Annotated in this window: 18 protein-coding genes; 10 read left to right on the forward strand and 8 right to left on the reverse strand. The window is 64.3% G+C overall.

The window, feature by feature from the left end:
* On the forward strand, positions 1-273 hold a 273-nt coding region (locus GA615_RS28120; protein WP_235905301.1), incomplete at its 5' end, for a hypothetical protein.
* Between the two features lie 673 nt (positions 274-946).
* Here the strand turns inward: GA615_RS28120 and GA615_RS10055 are convergent.
* Together GA615_RS10055 and GA615_RS10060 are read right to left on the reverse strand one after the other, a co-directional pair.
* Positions 947-1,456 carry a tRNA (cytidine(34)-2'-O)-methyltransferase gene (locus GA615_RS10055; RefSeq protein ID WP_152051171.1) on the reverse strand — a complete coding sequence of 170 codons (510 nt, stop codon included), beginning with the start codon at positions 1,454-1,456 and terminating at the stop codon, positions 947-949.
* Positions 1,453-2,067: a hypothetical protein gene (locus GA615_RS10060; protein ID WP_152051172.1), complete on the reverse strand. Its 615-nt coding sequence runs from the start codon at positions 2,065-2,067 to the stop codon at positions 1,453-1,455. The genes GA615_RS10055 and GA615_RS10060 overlap by 4 nt, the downstream gene beginning before the upstream one ends.
* Positions 2,068-2,350: 283 nt before the next feature.
* Here GA615_RS10060 and GA615_RS10065 point away from each other — a divergent pair, with 283 nt between their 5' ends.
* Positions 2,351-3,124, forward strand: coding sequence for an MlaE family ABC transporter permease (locus GA615_RS10065; RefSeq protein ID WP_152051173.1), 774 nt, complete (start codon positions 2,351-2,353; stop codon positions 3,122-3,124).
* Between the two features lie 141 nt (positions 3,125-3,265).
* Positions 3,266-4,390, forward strand: a complete 1,125-nt coding sequence (locus GA615_RS10070) for an MlaD family protein (protein ID WP_152051174.1) — start codon at positions 3,266-3,268, stop codon at positions 4,388-4,390.
* A gap of 15 nt (positions 4,391-4,405) precedes the next feature.
* Here GA615_RS10070 and GA615_RS10075 read toward each other — a convergent pair whose 3' ends face one another.
* Both GA615_RS10075 and GA615_RS10080 read right to left on the reverse strand, forming a co-directional pair.
* Positions 4,406-4,828 (reverse strand): hypothetical protein, encoded by a 423-nt coding sequence (locus GA615_RS10075; RefSeq protein WP_152051175.1) that lies wholly within the window; start codon positions 4,826-4,828, stop codon positions 4,406-4,408.
* A 162-nt stretch (positions 4,829-4,990) separates the two neighbouring features.
* Positions 4,991-5,401: a hypothetical protein gene (locus GA615_RS10080; RefSeq protein WP_161602264.1), complete on the reverse strand. Its 411-nt coding sequence runs from the start codon at positions 5,399-5,401 to the stop codon at positions 4,991-4,993.
* Between the two features lie 411 nt (positions 5,402-5,812).
* Between GA615_RS10080 and GA615_RS10085 the strand changes: the two genes are divergently transcribed.
* Both GA615_RS10085 and GA615_RS10090 read left to right on the forward strand, forming a co-directional pair.
* Positions 5,813-6,631, forward strand: a complete 819-nt coding sequence (locus GA615_RS10085) for a metal ABC transporter solute-binding protein, Zn/Mn family (protein WP_201750154.1) — start codon at positions 5,813-5,815, stop codon at positions 6,629-6,631.
* Entirely contained in the window at positions 6,628-7,464 is an 837-nt protein-coding gene (locus GA615_RS10090; RefSeq protein WP_152051177.1) for a metal ABC transporter ATP-binding protein, read from the forward strand. Before GA615_RS10085 ends, GA615_RS10090 begins: the two co-directional genes overlap by 4 nt.
* Before the next feature lie 17 nt (positions 7,465-7,481).
* On the opposite strand, the gene GA615_RS10095 is transcribed toward GA615_RS10090, so the two are convergent.
* Positions 7,482-8,315 (reverse strand): FkbM family methyltransferase, encoded by an 834-nt coding sequence (locus GA615_RS10095; RefSeq protein WP_152051178.1) that lies wholly within the window; start codon positions 8,313-8,315, stop codon positions 7,482-7,484.
* 137 nt (positions 8,316-8,452) lie between these two features.
* Here GA615_RS10095 and GA615_RS10100 point away from each other — a divergent pair, with 137 nt between their 5' ends.
* The 5 genes from GA615_RS10100 to GA615_RS10120 all read left to right on the forward strand — a co-directional run bounded on the left by GA615_RS10100 (position 8,453) and on the right by GA615_RS10120 (position 15,262).
* The gene (locus tag GA615_RS10100; RefSeq protein WP_161602265.1) at positions 8,453-9,742 is read left to right on the forward strand and encodes a metal ABC transporter permease; all 1,290 of its coding nucleotides are present in this window, start codon (positions 8,453-8,455) and stop codon (positions 9,740-9,742) included.
* Complete coding sequence (locus GA615_RS10105; protein WP_152051180.1) at positions 9,739-11,139, forward strand: metal ABC transporter permease; 1,401 nt, start codon at positions 9,739-9,741, stop codon at positions 11,137-11,139. Before GA615_RS10100 ends, GA615_RS10105 begins: the two co-directional genes overlap by 4 nt.
* Positions 11,140-11,391: 252 nt before the next feature.
* Positions 11,392-12,810, forward strand: a complete 1,419-nt coding sequence (locus GA615_RS10110) for a HEAT repeat domain-containing protein (protein ID WP_152051181.1) — start codon at positions 11,392-11,394, stop codon at positions 12,808-12,810.
* A 143-nt stretch (positions 12,811-12,953) separates the two neighbouring features.
* Entirely contained in the window at positions 12,954-14,282 is a 1,329-nt protein-coding gene (locus GA615_RS10115; protein WP_152051373.1) for an NAD(P)/FAD-dependent oxidoreductase, read from the forward strand.
* A gap of 62 nt (positions 14,283-14,344) precedes the next feature.
* A complete protein-coding gene (locus GA615_RS10120; protein WP_152051182.1) occupies positions 14,345-15,262 on the forward strand; it encodes a uracil-DNA glycosylase in 918 nt (305 codons plus the stop codon).
* Between the two features lie 64 nt (positions 15,263-15,326).
* Here GA615_RS10120 and GA615_RS10125 read toward each other — a convergent pair whose 3' ends face one another.
* The 3 genes from GA615_RS10125 to GA615_RS10135 all read right to left on the reverse strand — a co-directional run bounded on the left by GA615_RS10125 (position 15,327) and on the right by GA615_RS10135 (position 19,375).
* Positions 15,327-16,934 (reverse strand): serine/threonine protein kinase, encoded by a 1,608-nt coding sequence (locus tag GA615_RS10125; RefSeq protein ID WP_152051183.1) that lies wholly within the window; start codon positions 16,932-16,934, stop codon positions 15,327-15,329.
* 237 nt (positions 16,935-17,171) lie between these two features.
* Positions 17,172-18,383 (reverse strand): dolichyl-phosphate-mannose-protein mannosyltransferase, encoded by a 1,212-nt coding sequence (locus GA615_RS10130; RefSeq protein WP_152051184.1) that lies wholly within the window; start codon positions 18,381-18,383, stop codon positions 17,172-17,174.
* Positions 18,384-18,433: 50 nt separating this feature from the next.
* Positions 18,434-19,375 (reverse strand): rhomboid family intramembrane serine protease, encoded by a 942-nt coding sequence (locus GA615_RS10135; RefSeq protein WP_152051185.1) that lies wholly within the window; start codon positions 19,373-19,375, stop codon positions 18,434-18,436.
* Positions 19,376-19,464 lie beyond the last annotated feature (89 nt).

Genomic DNA, 19,464 nt, shown 5'->3' on the forward strand with positions numbered 1-19,464 from the left:
ATCCGATCGGCTAGACCTCCAGCAACCTCCCGCGTCGGCCCGTTCCCCCTCCCTCGGGCCGACACCATTCCCTCCCCGACGCCGCTCCGCGCCCTCTGGCGGAGCGGCGTCGTTCGTTTGCGCCGCGACCCGACGGGCAATCTGCCCCCGATCCCCTGGCAGTCCGGGTCAAGGGCGACCAACAGCCTCGGGCCTCGGGCCGACGATCTCGACGCGTACGCTGTCCTCTCTCTCGTGCCCCGGCCCAATCCTCAAATTCCTCAAACCGTGTGACTGAACCTCCCCATTTTCCCGATCCTTTCAGACGGGGATGCTCTGCGCCCCTCCCCCCGATCTTTGGCAATTCGCCCCCATCCCCTCGTCATTCAGCAAGTGTCTCTGTCTCTGTAATCGACACTCCTGAACGCAATATCGCGTCTTGTGAGCAGCACACCCTGATCCCGAAACGAATTCCCGAAACCGCAACACAACTTCTTTCAGGGAAGTGCTTTACCCCAAAAAATGCCCCGCGCACCGAGGCGCACCACACCCCGTTTTGGAGGCGCACCCGAGCCCACCACCGCGTCCGTCGCACCTTAGGAGTTCACCGTCACCGTCACCCCATCTCATTCCGACGCCGATTTCCCGAAACGAACCAGCCACAATTTCCCAAAACCCGTTTCACACCAATGATTTTCGTCTCTTATTCGGGTGCGCACCGGGGCGCACCACGCCCCGTTTTCGAGGCGCACCGGCGCGCACAACACGTCATCCCTCCCCCGGTGTGACCGGGGCCGAACGACCGGGACACCCCCTCGACCGATTTCCCGAAACGAACCAGGCTATTTTGACGGAACTTCCATGTCCACAACAGGATTCCGTCATCGCAACCTCGCGCACCAGGGCGCACCGACGCCTGTCTTCGCAGCGCACCGGGGCGCACCGGCTTCTCAACGAAGCGGCGCGATCACCCCTCCGCGTCGAACTGTCGGACCGCCTCGAAGACGCCGACGGCAACCGAAACCGACAGGTTCAGGCTCCTTGCCTCGCCCCGGATCGGAATGCGGACGGCCCGATCGGGCCGATCCTCAACCAGTCGGGCGGGCAGGCCGCGGCTCTCGGGGCCATAGACCAGGGCGTCGCCGGGCTGGTAGCGGGCCTGCGTGTAGGGAGTCGAGGCCCTCGTGCTAAACGACCAGAAGCGGTCGTGCCCGATTGCCTCGGCCACCTCGTCGAGGCTGTCGACGACCCGATAGCGGAGGTGTTCCCAGTAGTCCAACCCGGCCCGCTTGATGCGGCGATCGTCGATCAGGAAGCCGAGCGGCCGGATCAGCCAGAGCATCGCCCCGGCCGCCACGCAGGTCCGGCCGACCGCCCCGACATTGGCTGCGATCTCCGGCTGATACAGCACCACATGAAGCCGGGCGGGAGGCGCGTCCCCTGCCTCTCCCCGATCGGCGGCGGACAGGTTCGTCATGATGCGCTCGGGTCCGCCTCGACCAGGTCCGGCCGTCGCTGGCGCTCGCGGCGGAGCGAGAGGGCGATCCCCTGAAGGATCGCCCACCAGGCCACGCCGATCATCAGGAAACTCCACTCCATCATCGGCACCATTGCCAGCCCCACAAAGTACATCAAGACGGCCGGAATCAAAAACCGGATGCCACACAGCCAGGCGGTCGTGGCAAATCCGAACGTCGCCAGCCCGGCCCAGACAAGAAAGTACCAGCGGAACCCCAGGCCGGTCATGCCGTTGAGTGTCACGGCATTGAAGCCAATGATCAGGGACGTGGCCCAGACCCGCGTCAGAATTCCAATCAACGGAGACGTCTTCGTCCACCCCTTGCCGAGCATCGCGTTGAACAACGCCAGCACCAGAAGCAGCTCCGCCGGCCAGAGGGTCAGGTGAGGCCACTTGGCGTTCAAGGCCATCGCCGCCCACTGATGGACCGCGAAGAAGACCAGGTGAATCCAACCCAGCGTCATCAGAACCCGATCCCAACCATCTCGGAGCGCCACCCGAAGCAGATCGGTCCGAAGCTCGGCCTGATAGTCCGACAGGTTCTCCAGCGGCAGCGGTGCGTGAGCCATCAGCGAATCATGGGATTGAACGAGGAAGACAGGTCGCCACAAACGCTTCCCCTCAGCCGTCGGCGGAGGACCACCTGGCCGAAGGGAGAACCGAATGAACCCTTTTGTTTATCCTATCATACGGGACCATCGATGACCTCCCCATCTTTCCCAATCGTGCGCCTTGCGAGCAAGGTCGTAGGGGACCGGGCGATCCTCGGATCGGTCGGCGTCCGATTCGAAGCGAAGGGCCTCGGAAACCGCCTGAAGCCAAGTCCACCTGCCACGGGTGAAGGACACGACCATGCCGATTGACGGGTTGATCCGGCTGGGTCGATTTGTCGACTTCGCCCTTCGGGTGATTCTGGCCGCGCCGGTTGCGATCGTCCGAAGACCCGGCGAGGTGCTCCGCCAGTTCGAGCGCGTGGCCTGGGGCAGTCTCTCCCTGGTTTCGGTGGCGGGCCTGAGTATTGGCCTGGTCTCGTGGCTCCAGACCCGCCGCCTGCTGGTCCGGTACGGGGTCGAGGCGACCTTACCAAGTGTCCTGGCCGCGGCCGTGCTGGTCGAGACCGGCCCGATGCTTGCGTCGATCCTCGTGGCCGCCCGGCTCGGGGCGGGTCTGGCGGCCGAGCTCAGTTCGAAGGTCTTGACCGAGGAAGTCGATGCGGCCGAGGTCCTCGGTGCCTCGGCCATCCCGAGCCTGGTGGCCCCTCGGGTCGTCGCCTGTGCCCTGGCGGTGCCGCTCTTGACGATCGTGCTCGACACGGCCGCCCTGCTCGGCGGCCTGGCGGCCGAGCTGACCGGCGGCTCCCTCTCGGCGCAGGCTTATGCCGAGCGCTGCCTCGATTATCTCAGGCTGGCCGACGTGGTTCCCGGCACGCTGAAAACGGTCATCTTCGGCCTGATCGTGGGCCTGGTCGGCTGCTGGGTCGGCCTGCGGTCGGAGCGCTCGACCGAGGCGATCGGCAGCGCCGCCACCCGAGGAGTGGTCGCGTCGGTCCTGCTCATCTTCGGAGCCAATGTGCTGCTCGTTCCCTTGATCCAGTGGGGGACGGCGGCGGTCGGGTGGGTCGGGTAACCGACGGGAATTCAGGACTCCTCTTGACCGATCGGGGCGGTTTGGGTCGTACAATAGAATTCACACAGGCGAATCGACGCGGGCGACGGGGACTCCGCACCACCCTTCCCCGATCGGATCGAGCACCAAGGAACGTCTGCCATGCATCGAGAAATCGGCCCGCTGCGGGCCCTGGTCAACGGGGTGTTCTGCCTGGGCATTCTGGGGCTGGCCGGATTCGGCGCGGTCCAGGTGGCCGGGAAGAACTGGCAGGTGCAAGACACCTATCAGCTCTCCGCCGCGTTCGATTCGATCAGCGGGCTAGAGCCTGGAGGCCGGGTCTTCGTGCAGGGGGTCGATGCCGGGGTGGTCGAGGCGATCGTCCCACCCTCAACCCCAGGCGATCCGGTTCGGCTGACCCTGCGGATCGATGCCCGGCTTCGCCCCTTGATCCGGACCGATGCCGAGGCGAGGATCGTCACCCAGGGGGTCGTCGGCGCCCGGGTCGTCGAGATTCACCCCGGAAGCGCGGAGGCCAACGTCCTGCCCGACGGCGGTCTGATTGCCAGCGTTCGCCCCATGGAACTGGCCGACCTGATGCAGAAGGCGTCGCAGGCGCTCGAACGGCTTGATCACGTGGCCGGTTCGGCCGAGGAAGGTCTGGCCGAGGTTAACGCCATCGCCTCGGCCATTCGAGGCGGTGAAGGCACCCTCGGCCGGCTCCTGACCGACGACGAACCCGTCAACCGGCTGGTCCGCCTGACTGACCGCGGCGAACAGACCCTTTCCGACATACAAGACAATCTAGATGCATTAAAGAATACCTGGCCCATCTCGCGCTATTTCTCCCGACGCGGTTACGACGACCGAGACCTGGCACTTTACCGACCCAACGCCAGCCGAAAATCGATGACGATTTCCGAATCCGACCTGTTCAATCCGGGTCGAGCCGTCTTAACCAAGGCCGGGCGGGATCAGCTGAACAGTGTGGCCGAGTGGACCAAGGAACATCTGACGAAGACGACCGAGGTGGTGATCGCTTCGTTTACCGATAACTCGCTGGACGACCTGATGGCCGAGCGTCTGACCCAGCAACAGGCCGAGGCGATCCGCGAGTATCTGGTCGAGAACCACGGGATCAACTCGGCCGGCTGGTTTCGATCGAGGACGGTGGCCGCGGTCGGGTTCGGCCGGCACCGGCCTCGGATGGTGTCGGCCGAGCCTCAGGGAACGTCTCCCGATCGCCGGGTCGAGATTATCCTGTTCACCCCACAGGCATCATCGTGATCGGTTGGCCGCTGGTCAGGGCTGAACAACGATCGGCGGGCCAAGGGCGGGAGCATAGTAGCCGACCGGCACCCCCGACGGAGGCGTGACCCCTCCCCGAGCGATGGGGAAGGTACTGTAGCGGCCCGGAGCGGCGTAATCGCCCGGATCGGCCGATCCGGGCCGCCAGAGCGAGGCCCCAAAGGATCCAGGAAGCAGCACATACGGATCATACCCATATCCGTATCCGACCCCACCGAACGGCGTGGCGAAATTCGAGTGCGTGCGGGGAACCCCGTAGCTTGGCACCCCCCAGGCCATGCCGTAGTAGCCCGGAGGATCGTAGATCGGGGCGGCCATCGGAGCGCCGGTCAGATCCACGGATTGAGCCGGGCTGACCTGGACCGCTCCCAGTGCGATCACGGTTCCGAGCAAGGCCGAGACCATCAATTGCCTCATCTCAATGGTGCTCCAGGTGAAAGTCGGGAGAGGCACGATCCTAAGTGACACGGACCTCGGAACGAATCAAGCCGCTCCGATCATCTGACCTCCCAGGAAGGGAAGACCGACCGCCAGGCGCTCGGTGAGGAGTGCCTGGCGGCTGAACCACCTAACCATACCTCACTTCGGGCAGGTCGGGCAGTTTGCGCCGGGAATCGCCCCAGTGGTCGGCACGCCGAGGGGTGTCGAGGGCTGGATGATCCGGTATCCCGGGCCGCGGTTTCCGAAGAAGGGCCGCCGGACCTGAGTGGTCGGGACGCTGGGCGGCTGGCGATAGATCTGGGGAGCAAAGGCAACATTCCCGGCTCTTGAGGGGGCCGCGAACGGGTTGATCCGCCGCGCGGCCGTCTCAATGAGCCCCCCCGAAGCGACGCGACGCCCGTAGCGGGCCGCAGGAGTCGAGGCGACGGCATCGCCCGGCAGGACCTCGTAACCACCGACGTAGGATTGTGGGGTGGGATCGATCACCCTCCACCCCTGAGCCTCTGCCCTGCCCGCCATGACCAGCAGCACCGACAGACCGAGGGCCATCCTGAACCTTCGGGACATTACTCGCTCCTTTATGCTTCGGAACCGTGTTTGATCCAACCCGCCGCGATTCATCGTCCAGGCATTCGCAACCACGCCGAAATCAACCGACCGAATGTTTTGGGGCTCCCAAAAAATTGAATTGCGTCTCCCGTGAGGGTGGCGTAGACTTGAATTCGAGTGATTCGATCTGAGGAGAAAGGATTGATTGCCGTGGCTCGTGATCCGCGAAGGGCATTGACCAGTTTCACTGTTGCATGGAATGGGCGGCAGGGAAGGAGTCGGGGCGAAAATCGCTCTCCGGTCGTGCGGGCCGCACTGATTGCAATGGTTCTGGCGGTATCGGGATGCGGAGGACGGGCGGAATCCAGCAGCCGAGGCGCGGAACCTTTTACGGGATCAGGACCGATCCGGGTGGTTTGCTCGACCGGCATGGTGGGCGAAGTGGTCGAGCGGGTCGGGGGCGATCGGGTCGAGGTGACGGTCTTGATGGGGGCGGGGGTAGACCCTCATTTATACAAGCCGTCACCGGGAGACATCATTGCCCTGTCAGGTGCCGACATGATCGTGTTTTCCGGGTTGCACCTTGAAGGCAAGATGGGCGAGGTGTTCGCAAGGCTTGGGCGGAGCAAGCCCTCGGTCCCCCTGGCCGACGGGATCGCGTCGGGCGAGTTGCTCGAAACTAGCGGAGGGCAGGTGGACCCGCATGTCTGGTTCGACGTGAGGTTGTGGGCCGACGTGGTCAGCGTGGCCCGAGACGCCCTGGCCGGCTTCGACCCATCCTTTGCCTCGGAGTATGCTCGGAACGCCGAACGCTATCGAGACGAGTTGATCCGGCTCGACGAGGAGGTCCGGGAGAAGATCGTGGCGATTCCCGAATCGCAACGGTTGCTGGTCACGGCCCACGATGCCTTCGGCTATTTCGGGCGGGCCTACGGAATCGAGGTCGAAGCGATTCAGGGGATCAGTACCGAGAGTGAGGCCGGTGTGCATGAGATCAACGCGCTGGTGAATTTGCTGGTCGATCGAGGGGTGCCGGCGGTGTTCGTCGAGGCGAGCGTCAGCGATCGCAACGTTCGGGCACTGGTCGAGGGCTGTGCCGCGCGGGGCCATCGGGTCCGGATTGGGGGAGAGCTGTTTTCCGATTCGATGGGAGCGCCGGGTACTCCTGAAGGAACCTATGCGGGCATGGTCCGACACAACGTGTCAACAATCACGGAGGCGTTGCGATGAATTCCGCATCGTTCCTCGATCAGACCGACGCGGCCGAGGGTGCGACCACGACCTCGGACTCGGCCCCCCCTCCCCCGGTGCTGGACGTCCACGACGTGACGGTCGCCTATCAACGGAAGCCGGTCCTTTGGGATGTCGATCTGACGATCGAAGGGCCCTGTCTGGCCGGGATTGTCGGGCCGAATGGTGCAGGAAAGAGCACGCTGATCAAGGCGATTCTTGGTCTCGTGCCGATGGCGAGCGGTTCGGTGCAACTGCTTGGCAAGCGGGTGTCGGCCCAGCGGCGTCGGATCGGCTACGTGCCGCAGCGTGAAAGCGTGGACTGGGAGTTCCCGGTCACGGTGCTCGACGTGGTGTTGATGGGAACTTATGGGCAGCTCGGCTGGTTCCACAGACCGGGCAAGGCCGAACAGACCTGGGCGCAGGAGTGCCTGGACCGGGTCGGCCTGCTGCATCTGGCCGATCGTCAGATTGGGCAGCTCTCCGGGGGGCAGCAACAGCGGACCTTCCTGGCCCGAGCGCTGGCCCAGCGGGCGGAGGTCTACTTCATGGATGAGCCGATGGCCGGAGTTGATGCCGCGACCGAGGCTGTTATCTTCGATTTGCTCAGGGACCTTCGCGCCGCGGGGAAGACGGTCTTCGTCGTGCATCACGACCTGAGGACCGTCCCCGAATATTTTGACTACACCATTCTCTTAAATATGCGGCTGATTGCTCATGGACCAACCGCCGCGACCTTCACGACCGAGAACCTGCGCAAGACCTACGGCGGTCGGCTGGCGATTCTCGAAGCGGCGGGGGCGGCGGTCCAGGCCAGGGAACGAAGTCAGTGACGCAGCGCGAAGTGAGATCACCCGGCCTCGCGGCCGATCCAGTTGCGGGCGATCGCGGCAAGACGTGGGTGGCGCGCCGCCCGGTCGTGAAGCCAACGGGCCAGGTTCAGCGCTCGAGGGCCGATTTGCCGGTACGAGTCGAGGCGATGGGTCAGGTCGGCGATCTGCTGGGCGTAGCCGAAGATCTCGAAGTTGTCGGTCTGGTTGACGGGCACACTCAAGGGGGCGATCAGGTGGGCGTCTTCGTCTCGGACATAGACGCGATTGATTCCGTCAAAGAGCGTGAATTGGTAACGGGCGGCCGAGAGTGTCGGCTCCCAGCGCTCGGGGGCATACGATTCAACGATCAGAACCCGAGGACGCCAACGTTCCCAGTCGTGCCCAATCACGACTTCGTATTCATGCGACTCGACATCGATCTTGAGAAAATCGATTGTCTGACCAGCGGGAACGTGAGCCTCGCAGACCGCGGCGAGGGTGGTGGCGGGCAGTTCGATCTCACGGAGATCCTCGGGTCGGGCGCCGAACCATCCGGTGATCAAGTTTCGATCGACCGACGGATGCGCCGCCCCTTCCGCCGTGTAGAGGCGAAGCGTTCCTGCGCGATCCGAGATGGCCAGGTTCAGATTGATGTCGTTTGGCCGATCCTCACACAGGCGAGCGAAGGGGGCGGGGTCGGGCTCAATGTTGATCCCTCGCCAGCCAAGGTTCGAGAAATGCTTGGTGACCGAACCGTCGACCGGATCGTACGCACCGACATCGATGAAAAAGCCGGTCGATTGATCGGCAAAGGCGCGACGGAGCAGGACATCTTCAAAATTTCCGGCGTAGGAGATCATCCGCGACAGCATGCGGTACAACCCTCCTGGCAAGGATTGAGCGTGGGGAACGTCCTCTCAGCGCGCGGACGATCGCAAGGCTGTTGTCTAGCACGAGCCCCGGAAGGGGTCAATGCGAACCCCAGACGATGGGGGTGGGAGCGTTGCTCATGACTCCCTCGTTTCTGACGTACAACACGCTGATTGTCTTGCTCGGCACTGGCCTGCTGGGGGCGAATGCCGGGCTTGTGGGTAGCTTCGCCGTCTTGCGAAGGCGATCGTTGACGGGAGACGCCCTGGCGCATGCGGCCCTGCCGGGGTTGGCGCTGGCGTTTCTGGTGGTCGGGCAGCGGAACTTGCCGGCGATGCTGGCGGGGGCCCTGGTTTCGGGTCTGCTGGGCGTGGCGGTGATCTCGGGTTTGCGATCGAAAACGCGGGTGAAGGAAGACGCGGCGATCGGCATTGTCCTGAGCGTTTTCTTCGGCGCGGGGGTGGTGCTGAGCCGGATCGTCCAGAATACGCCGGGGGTCGGCAGCAAAGCGGGGCTCGATTCGTATATTCTGGGTAAGACGGCGGGGATCATCCGGCAAGACGTGTTCATTATTGGCGGTGTCTCGCTGGTCAGTCTGCTCCTGATTCTGCTGGCGTACAAGGAATTCAAGCTGACGGTGTTCGACCCCGACTTTGCTCGGGTGCAAGGCTGGCCGGTCTTGCGGCTTGATTTGCTCTTGATGGGTTTGATCGCCCTGGCGGTCGTCTTCGGCTTGCCGATGGTGGGTGTGGTCTTGATGGCGGCCTTGTTGATCTTGCCGGGGGCAGCGGCGCGGTTCTGGACCGACCGACTCGGCCCGTTGCTCGTGCTGGCCACGGTGTTCGGGCTGTCGATCGGGTTGATCGGCACGGCGCTGAGTGCTCGATATGCGGGGATGCCGGCCGGTCCGATCATCGTGCTGGTGGGGGCGGGGGTGTTTCTGCTCTCGGTGCTGGTCGCGCCCAAGCGAGGGGTACTCGGCCGGGCGGTGGCGGCCTGGAGGTTCCGGCGATCGCTCGATGATCGGGCGATGCTTCGCCGGCTGTACGATCTGGTCGAGCCCGACCTGCCGAGCGTTCGAGCAATCAACACCGCGGAAGAACTCAGTCGGAACGGCACGCACCGGCGACGACGCAGGGCGATTCTGGCTCGCCTGGTTCGCCAGGGGGCGCTTCGTGTGGAGCGTGATTCGGGGGGGATCCTGATGACCCTGACCGATGAGGGATTGCGACGGGCCAGGGTCGTGGCCCGAGATCAACGGCTCTGGGAGCAGTTCTTGCTGCACGCTCCGGAACTGGCGGGGACGATGGCTGACCTGTCTCAGGAAACGGTGGAGGTGCTGCCGGCCGATCTCATCGCCGAGCTGGAGCAAGGGCTTCGAGACACCGGCCGATTGCCCGAGCTTGAGCGGAGGGAGCCGGCACGATGAACGAGTCGTCTGAATCCTTGACACGTCCGGGGTGGATGTCGGGACGACGGGGGACCATCCTCCCACTGCTGGCCGTTTTGGTGCCGAGCGGATGGGCCCTGGCGGTGAGCGACGAGATCGGCCGCTGGACGATCGTGCTGGGTGTGCTGGCGAGTGTGCCGTGTGCGATTCTGGGCTGTTACCTCGTGCTCCGGCAGTTGAGCCTGCTGGGAGACGCGATCAGCCACGCGGTCTTGCCGGGGATTGCGCTGGGATTCTTGCTGAGCGGCCAGTTGATCGGCCCGGCGATTGTGATCGGGGCGATGGTGGTCGGCATCCTGACGGCGGTGTTGACCCAGTTGCTCAGTAGACTTGGCAAGGTGCCGGAAGATGCGAGCCTGGGAGTGGTCTTCACCTCCTTGTTTGCGGCGGGGGTGTTGCTGATCACCCAAGCGGCGAGCGATGTGGACCTCGACGCTGGCTGCGTCTTGTACGGGCTGATTGAGCTGGCCCCGCTGGAAAGTACGCCGATCGGCGGGATTGAGGTGCCCCGGTCGTTCTGGGCGCTCGGAATGGTCGCCCTGGTGACACTTGGGTTCGTGACCTTGCTGTGGAAAGAGCTGTTGCTCGTTTCGTTCGACGCCCCGCTGGCGACGGCGGTGGGGATCAACGCAACGGTGATCCATTACGCCTTGATGGCGATGGTGGCCGGGGCGACGGTGGCGGCGTTTGAGGCAGTCGGCTCGATTCTGGTCGTGGCAATGCTGATCGTACCGGCGGCCACGGCCCATCTCCTCAGCAATCGGCTGCCGAAGATGATGCTGGCGGCCTCGGGGGTGGCAGTGCTGGCCTCGGCGCTCGGGTATCGCGGAGCAGTGGCCTTGAATTCGAGCGTGGCGGGCATGATGGCGGTTGTGGCGGGCAGCTTGTTCGCGGTGGCCGTGATTCTTGCACCCAACCAGGGGATGCTGGCCCGAGTCATCACGCGGCTTCGGCTGTCGCTGCGGATCGCCCGAGAGGACACCCTTGCCCGGCTTTATCGGGCCGAGGAGCACGCGCCGGAGTCTCCCTCGCCGGCCGGGCCTGAGGCCCCCGCGGCGACCTCAATCGCGGATCGATGGGTCGAGGTCCTTGCCGTCGGGCAATTGCGGCGAGGGGAATTCGTCCGCGCTTCGGAGACGGGCGAGCTCACCCTGACCGATCGAGGACGGGCGGAGGCGAGCGAGCTGGTCCGCGCTCACCGGCTCTGGGAGTCGTATTTGAGCACGCACTTCGACCTGCCCCCCGACCATCTACACGACCCAGCCGAGCGCCTGGAGCACTTCATCGGCCCCGGCCTCCGCGCCGAGCTGGACGCCGCACTTGAGGCTCCCGCCGCCGATCCGCACGGCCGGATCATCCCCCCCGAGCAACCCTGAATCGCCTGATCCGGTCGAGCCGAAGCCCGAACGGCATCCAGGGCTGGGGGCGAAACCGAGAGAGCATCGTCCGCTCGCCACAACCCTACTCTGCGACGCAAACCTCCGAAACCCCAGAGCTTGCGCCACTTAACAACTGAAGACGTTTGGTTGCCGATGTCGTGGTCGGGGTCGTAAAATCGACGAGTTGATCGGCAAGTCTTCGCAGACTCGCGCGATGGGCACCCAGCGAGACTCAACGGGGGGGTCGAGATGCGACGCAACCGGACAGCGACGGGAGGAGCATGGGTCGCGGCCCTGGCAGCGGTCCTGGTCGGCTCGACCGGCGAGGCCCAGGCCGATCAGGTCAAGATCCGAGGGGGCGGAACGCTTCACGGTGCAGTCGTACCGATCGAGGATCGTCCAGGGTACGTCGAGATCTACACGGCGACCGCGTCTCGGCCGTATGTGTTTCGGCGCGATCAGATTGAGCAGATTGTTCCTGAAGCGTCTCCGATGGACGACTACCTGAAGCGCCGCCAGACGATTGAGGACAGCGCCGACGCCCATTTCGAGCTGGGGCTCTGGTGCGAGGAGCAAGGGCTGTCGGGTCCGGCCCTGGTGCATCATGGTCGAGCCGTCGAGCTGGACGAGCATCACGCCCTGGCCCAGAAGAAGCTCGGGCGGGTCTTTTTCGACGGACGCTGGATCACCTACGACGAGCGTCGGCAACTGCAAGGCCTGGTCAAGCATGGCGGCCGATGGGTCACTCCGGAAGCGAAGGAAGACCTGAACGAACAGCAGCGGATGACGCAGTCTCAGGAGGCCTGGGCCCGTCGAATCGACCTGCTGGTGAAGACGTTTTTGGAAGGAGCCCCCGCCGATCGGGCCGAGGCCGAGCAGCAGCTCCGGCAGATCAATGATCCGGATGCCGTGGTCCCTCTGGTCAACCGGCTTGGTCGGCAAGGGGTGGAGCTGAGGCTGATTCTGGCGCAGCTCCTGGGAACCATTCAGGACCCGATGGCCGACTCGGGCCTGGTGCATCTGCTGGTTCGGGAAGAGGATCGACAGGTCCGGCTGACGATGCTGAACGAGCTGGCCCGGCGCCAGGAGCCGACGGTCGTTCCGAAGTTGATTCGAGAACTGAGCAAGCCGGACCCCGACCGCGTGGGTCGAGCCGCCTGGGCCCTGGCGGGTCTGGGGGCCACCGAAGCGGTGCCGAAGCTAATTCCGGCCCTGGTGAGCGTGCAGAAACGGGTCGAGACTGTGCTGGTTCCGAGTGAGCCGGTCGGGGGAGGCATGGGGATGGGGGTGAACTTCGGCGCCTCGGGAGGTCCGGCCTTCGGCTTCGGCAGCGGCCCGAGCATCCCGGTGCTGACGGGGCCGGCCGTGGCTCCCGGGGCGATTGCCTTTGGCGCCCAGGCCGTCCCCATTTTCCAGTACCGCGGCCAGGGGACCGGCGTGGTTGTTGGGAATGTCGGTGGTGTGACCGCACCCGTGCCGGCCCCTCCGGTTCCTCGGCAAGTGGTTCGCCCGTACCAGCACCGCAACGTCGAGGTCCTGGCCGCCCTGGAGCGACTGACCGGCGAAAATCTGGGATACGATGTCTCAGCCTGGAACCGCTGGCTGCGGACCGAGTTCCGCCCTCCGGCCGAGGAGGAGCGGCCCGCTCGGCTCGTTCCCCAGCCCTGATCGGATCGGGATGGGGGACGGCTCCCAATCATCGCTCCTTTGGATCGTAGCGTCTGGCTTCGGTGGCGTTGGTGGATGCTCGCCGGTGATGAGCCGTCGCACGGACTTCCCACAAGGGACCGACTCATGCGCCGACCTGAATGATGACTGATTCATCGATTTCGCACGGTGATCGCCCGGATCGTCCCCATGTCGTAATCCTCGGGGCGGGGTTTGCCGGTCTGGCAGCCATGAAGGTGCTTGGCGGCAAGGCGGTGGACGTGACGGTCATCGACCGGACCAACCACCACCTGTTTCAGCCGTTGCTCTATCAGGTGGCCACGGCGGCCTTGAATCCGGCGGACATCGCCATGCCGATCCGTCGGATTGTGAGACGATCGAAGAACATTCGCGTCCTTATGGGAGAGGTCCAGTCGATCGATCCGGAGCGTCGGGTCGTGCGGCTGGATCACGGCGAAATTCCCTACGATTTCCTGATCGTCGCAACCGGCGCAGGGCATTCGTACTTCGGTCACGACGAGTGGGAAAAGGATGCCCCTGGGCTCAAGAGCATCGAGGATGCGCTGGAAATCCGTCGCCGGGTGCTCTCGGCGTTTGAGGTGGCCGAGCGGGAATCGGACCCGAACCGTCGCCAAGCTGCGCTGACCTTTGCCATCATCGGGGCGGGGCCAACGGGGGTGGAGCTGGCGGGGACGCTCTCGGAGGTCGCCCGGAAAACGCTCGCCCGAGACTTTCGGCGGATCGATCCGACTCAGGCCCGCATCCTCTTGCTGGAGGGAGGGCCTCGGGTGCTGGCGGCCTACCCGGAAGAACTGTCTGAATCGGCCCGCAAGCAACTGGAACAGCTCGGGGTCGAGGTTCGACTCAACAGCAGGGTCACGCACATCGATCCCGAAGGAGTGAACATTGGTGACGAGCGGATCGAGGCCCGCACGGTGATCTGGGCCGCAGGGGTGGCCGCCTCTCCCCTGGCAACGGGCCTCGGAGCGCCGTTGGATAAGGCGGGGCGGGTGAAGGTCGAACCAGACCTGACGATTCCCGGCCATGCCGAGGTGTTTGTGGTCGGCGACCTGATGGCCAAATTCCAGGATGGCGAGATGGTTCCCGGAGTCGCCCCGGCCGCCATGCAAGCGGGGCGATATGCTGCAAAAAGTCTTCTTCAACAGATCGCGGGAAAACCCCGGAAACCGTTCCATTATGTCGATAAAGGGTTACTGGCAACGATCGGGCGCGCCTCGGCGGTGGCCGATCTGCGGGGCTTGACGTTTTCCGGATTACCGGCCTGGCTCCTCTGGCTTTTTGTGCATCTTTTCTTTCTGATCGGGTTCCGGAACCGCTTGCTCGTGATGATTCAGTGGGCCTATTCGTATCTGACCTACGACCGAGGAGCCCGGCTGATCACCACGACCTGGCATGGTCTGACCCAGATGCGACCCGAGACGAACGGCTCCGAGTCTCACCGGTCGTCCTGAGCGATCGCCTCGGATTCCGAAGCGCAATCAAGTGATGGTTCTCCATATCGGACGTGACACGCATGGACGGTGACCACCAACGCCTGATCCGACAGATCCGCCAGCGGCTCGAATCGCTGGCCCGAGCGGGAATTGACCGGGCTGCGCTGGGACCGCTTCCCGAGATGCTGCCCGTAGCGGTCGCCCCGGCCGTGCCTCGGATCGCCCGAGCCGAGACGGCCCAAGCTCCGGTCGACAATCGTCCGGAGCCGAAGGAGTCCGAACCGGTACCGACCGCCACCCCCCTGCCTCGGCGTCGGCCGGCGGCCCCGACACCACCCTCTCCCATTCCCGCAACGCTCGGTTCGCTCTTTGACGAACCAGGGATCACCGAGCCGGTTGTTCCGCCCGAGGAACGACCGGAGGCCCTTCGCGTGCTGGCCGCGGAGATCGCCGAGTGCTCTCGGTGCGAGGTCCTCTGCGCCAATCGGACCCACACGGTTCCCGGCGAGGGGAACGCCTCGGCTCGCCTGATGTTCGTGGGGGAAGGGCCAGGTCAGACCGAGGATGAAACCGGCCGTCCCTTTGTCGGGAAAGCGGGGAAGCTACTCGACGACATGATTACCAAGGGCATGGGTCTGAGGCGAGCGGATGTGTTCATCGCCAATATCGTGAAGTGCCGACCGCCCAACAATCGCGATCCCGAGCCGGAGGAAGTGCGCAACTGCATCGGTTACCTGGAACGGCAAATCGCCATTATTCGCCCCGAGTTTCTGTGTCTGCTCGGAAAGCCGGCCGCCCAGACCTTGCTGAACACGTCGATGCCCATGGGCCGTCTTCGGGGCAAATGGCAGCGCTACAAGGGGATTCCGACGATCGCCACCTGGCATCCGGCCTACTTGCTGCGCAACCCCTCGGCCAAGAAAGACACGTGGGAAGACCTGCAAATGCTCATGAAAGCAATGGGAATCCCGATCCAGAAACGAGGGGGGGGAGGCTGATCATCCGTTCGTGATCACTCACGATCAAGGAAGGCAGCTCCCCTGCCCCGCCTCAACCAACGGGTCAACCCGCCTGGACGGGGGCGAGCTGACTCAAGGCGTCCTGAACCTGCTTCATCTTGATCGGTTTGACGAGCACGATCAAACGGTCGTCCTTGGGAAGTCGGGAGGCAAGGTGTCCTTGCCGGGGGCCGAGCAAGACCAGGGCGTGGAGTTCGTGGCCGTCTTCGTGGGCCTTTTCGTGCATGTCGATGAAGGCATCGAGGGCGTTGGTCCCGAGGCCGTCGATGTCGAAGATCACCACATCAACCGGCGCCTCTCGGTAACGCTCGGCGGCGAGCTCGGCATCGCCGACGATCAGGACCCGGTAGCCCATGCGGGAGAGCGTCTTGCGGAAGGCGTCCTGGATCGAATCCTGCGCTTCGACGCAGAGGACGCGACGTTGTTTGATCGCAGGAACCTCGTAGGGGGCATCGTCGTGGGTCGGTTCCGCGGCCACGCCCAGCTCGAAGTCCTCGTCATCCGGCAGGGGTTCATCGGGGGTGGGTGTGGCTCCGGCTTCGAGGGCCGCCTCATCTTCCTTGCGACGACGCATAAAGAGACGTTCAATGTCGAAGTCTTCCTCGGCCTCGACGGCGGCCTTGGGCGGGGCCTGACCGGTCATTTCGAGGTAATAGGCTTCGAGATCGGAAACGACCTCCTTCATGTTCTGGTACCGCTTGGTGAGGTCCATCTTCATCATCTTCTCGATGATGCGGCAGAGCTCCGGATCGGGAGCGTGGTCCATCTCGCTGATCGGTTTGATGGCACCGAAACTGCGCTTGAGCATCTTGGCGAGAAAGTCGTCGGCCTCGACCTCGGGCAAGGGAAGCCGACCCGTGATCATCTGATAATACACGCACCCAAGGAAGTAGATGTCGGAGCGCGGGTCCCCTTTCTGACTTCCGCAGGTGCGTTCGAGGGCCGAGTAATCGACGGTGCGCTGGCCGTGAGCCTGGGCCATTTTGCGCTCGTCCCCCTCAATGGTCGCCAGACCGAAGTCGACGAGCTTGGCCTGACCGCTGGAGCTGATGAGGATATTGGTCGGCTTGAGGTCGCGGTGGGTCACTCCCTTGCTCAACGAGTGCTGCAGCCCGTGGGCCAAGCCAAGCATCAGGGGCATGGCCTCGGCCGGCTCAAGGCGGTGACGAAAGCGGAGGAAATCGCGAAGGTTGGAACCTTCGACGAATTCCATGATCATGTAATAGCGATTATCTTGTGCGCCGTAATCATAGATGCGAACAATATTCGGGTGGACCAGCTTCATGCCGGCCTCGGCTTCGTGGTTGAAGCGCTCGACGGCTTCGGGGTCCTGAGTAAAGCGCTGGCGAAGGACCTTGATGGCGACCGGTTCGCCGGAGCCTTGTTTTCGCCCACGATAGACGCGGGCGAAGGTTCCTTCGGCCAGGTGAAAGAGGACCTCGTGGCCCCCGTAGTAGAAGCCGGTCGCCTCTCCCTTGAGCAGTTTATCGACCTGCCAACTGGTGAGAAACTGTTTCCGCATCAAGGCACGGCGGATCGACTCAACCGAACCGTCTTGCGCGTCGATCCGGGCCTCGTTGGCTTGATCCCGAGAGATCAGCCCGAGCAGGGTCGCCCGCTCGAGCAGCATTTCCGAGTCGAAATCGGACATCGCGCAACATCCTGAATGGACACAGGCTATCGGTGGCCCCGGACCGGCCCAACGGTCTCAGAGCGAAGGACTTGAGCGCCGATGCAATCGAGTCTGACCAATCCAGGTCGGCGACGCAACCGACTCCCCCGCCACCTCGGCGGCTCCGGGTGGGCGATCGAACCATGCCCTGCGATCCACCGAAGCCCCCCAATCACTCCAACGCGGCATGCTGGCAAGGGCCAGATGGCCCAGAGATTACGTCGCTGCGGGCCGCGTGTGACAGGGATGCCGGGACCGCTCGGAAGCAAGCGCCCCAGCCGCGACCAGGGCGATCGCGGGAACCACCGGAGCACGCATTCTGAGATCGGTCCAGTAAAGACTATGAACCAGGGCCAGCGAGAGCAACGCCATCGGGGCCGCGATGCGCGGCCATTGCCACGTCGATCGACGAACCAGGCCGAGGACGAGCACCCCCCAGAGCGGGATCGTCCAGGCGGCCGTCAGCCACCGGAGCCCCCGGGAATAGACGGCCGAGGAGGGAGCCACCGCCCAGAATCGGCCAACCCGTTCGAGGGTCGCCCGCGCCGCCTCGGTCGGACGATCGATCATGACCCGCACCGCCTGGAGGCGAAACCAGCGATCGGCCTGCGGTTCCGGCATTCCTTCGGCCCGTTGGTTGACCTCGGCAAACCAACGAGCCTGATTCGGTCCCGTCCAGACGGGCATCGGCCCTTTGAGCACGTCATCGTAATAGGCAGAATTGTTCGCCAAAAAAAGCGTATAGCCACCGTGGGTGGTCGTCCAGACGGGGGAACCCAGGACAACGGCGTTGCGAATGGCCCAGGGAGCCATTGTCAGGGTTAGGGCCGCCAGCATGACCACGCCTCGGACCGCTCGACGCAGCCATCGGCCCGGCGAGAGGAAGACAACTGCCGTCACAATCAGGAGCGCGGCGGGGAGCAAGCTGGGACGGCAGAGGGCGGCGAGCCCGGCAAGCAGGCCGGTTCGCAAGGCCTCGCCGATCGTTGGCACGGGACCGACCGATGCCAGCACGGCCGCGACCAGGGCCGACGCCATCGGCTCGGTCATCACGCCGCGGGCCTGGGACACGAGGACCGGATCGCAGGCCACGACAATCATGGCCAGGGCCGTCGCTCGGTCGGGTAATCCCCAGCGGCGAGCCGCCAGGCCGGTCAAGCCAATGGCCACCGCACCGGAGGCCAGGTGCAGGGTGACCACCCAGGCCGTCGCCGGCAGGCCGAGGAGGGTGACTCCCGGAGCCAGAGCCAGGGGATAAAGCGGAGGTCGGTAGGCGGTCGGTCGGTCGGCAACGCGGAAACCCTGACCATCGGCCAGCGACCGAGCGAGCACCAGATAGTTGTCGGGATCGCTCGGGGGTTCGTGTCGGAACGGCAGCATCAACGCGGCTCGGAATGCCAGGCCGATGAGCAAGATCAGCAAGGCCACAACGCGAAAACCTCGCCGTCCATCAGAACCGAGCATCCAAGCCGACCGACTCACCGGAAGACCCCATCACGAGCCATCGACGCAAAGGCGAAGCCGATCCCCACGATCAGACCGGCCACGTGCGCCGTGTTGGCGATCGGCCCAAGCAAATTGAAGGCACAGATCACCAGCCAGGCCAGCAAGAGGATGACGGTTTGCGGGTGCAGTTGGAGGCCTGAGTCCGGATCGTACTTCCCGCGCATCCAGGCGTAGCCGAACAGAGCGTACAGCACGCCCGACATTCCGACAAAGGGAGCATTCGGCCCCCGAGCCGAAGGGACCGTGAACAGGTCGGGCAGGAAGAACTGCGCCATGTCGGACAGCACCGCCGCGACGAGCAGGAGAGATACGTACTCTCCCATTCGCCTGCGGCGCTCGACGGCCCCCCCAAGAAGCACGAGCATATACATGTTAAAGAACAGGTGGATCAGGTTGCCGTGCAACAACGTCGGGGTCACGAGACGCCAGATCTGACCTTCGGCGATGGGGGCGAGCCCTCGGTTGGCGAGCTGCCGGTCTTCGGTCACAGACCATTCGGAAAAGTAAAGTGCGTTCGACAAGGGAGAGAGAGAATTCCCCCGATACACGAGCCAGTTGAACAGAAAGAGGGCGACGCAGAGGGTGACCAGGCCCCGGGTCACGGGTCCCATCGAAGCGGGATTTTGAAGCCGGTTTCGGAGATCGACGGTCCTGCGTTGGTAGTCGCGTTCTTCTTTTTCCCGACGGCGGCGAACGGTTTCGGCCTCGCGGCGAGCGTCGAGATAACGGGGAGCGTTCGGATTTTCCTGGAACTGACGAAGCTCGTCGCGGGCCAGGTCAAGCTGGTCTTCGCGATGGATCCAGACCGCGCAGCCGTCGGCCCCTCCGATGATGCGAGAGGTGATGCCCAACGTCAGCAGGTAATCCGCGAAGCGAAGGGCCTGCTCTTCGGGCAGCGAACCGATCTGGCGCATGAGTAACCGTCCTAACGTCACCTCGGGCTTGAGACTGCACCTATGGTAACGAAAACCTCGGTCGGGGCCAAATCATCGCGCGGAAAGGG

The organism is Tautonia marina (assembly GCF_009177065.1).
Classification (GTDB): Bacteria; Planctomycetota; Planctomycetia; order Isosphaerales; family Isosphaeraceae; genus Tautonia; species Tautonia marina.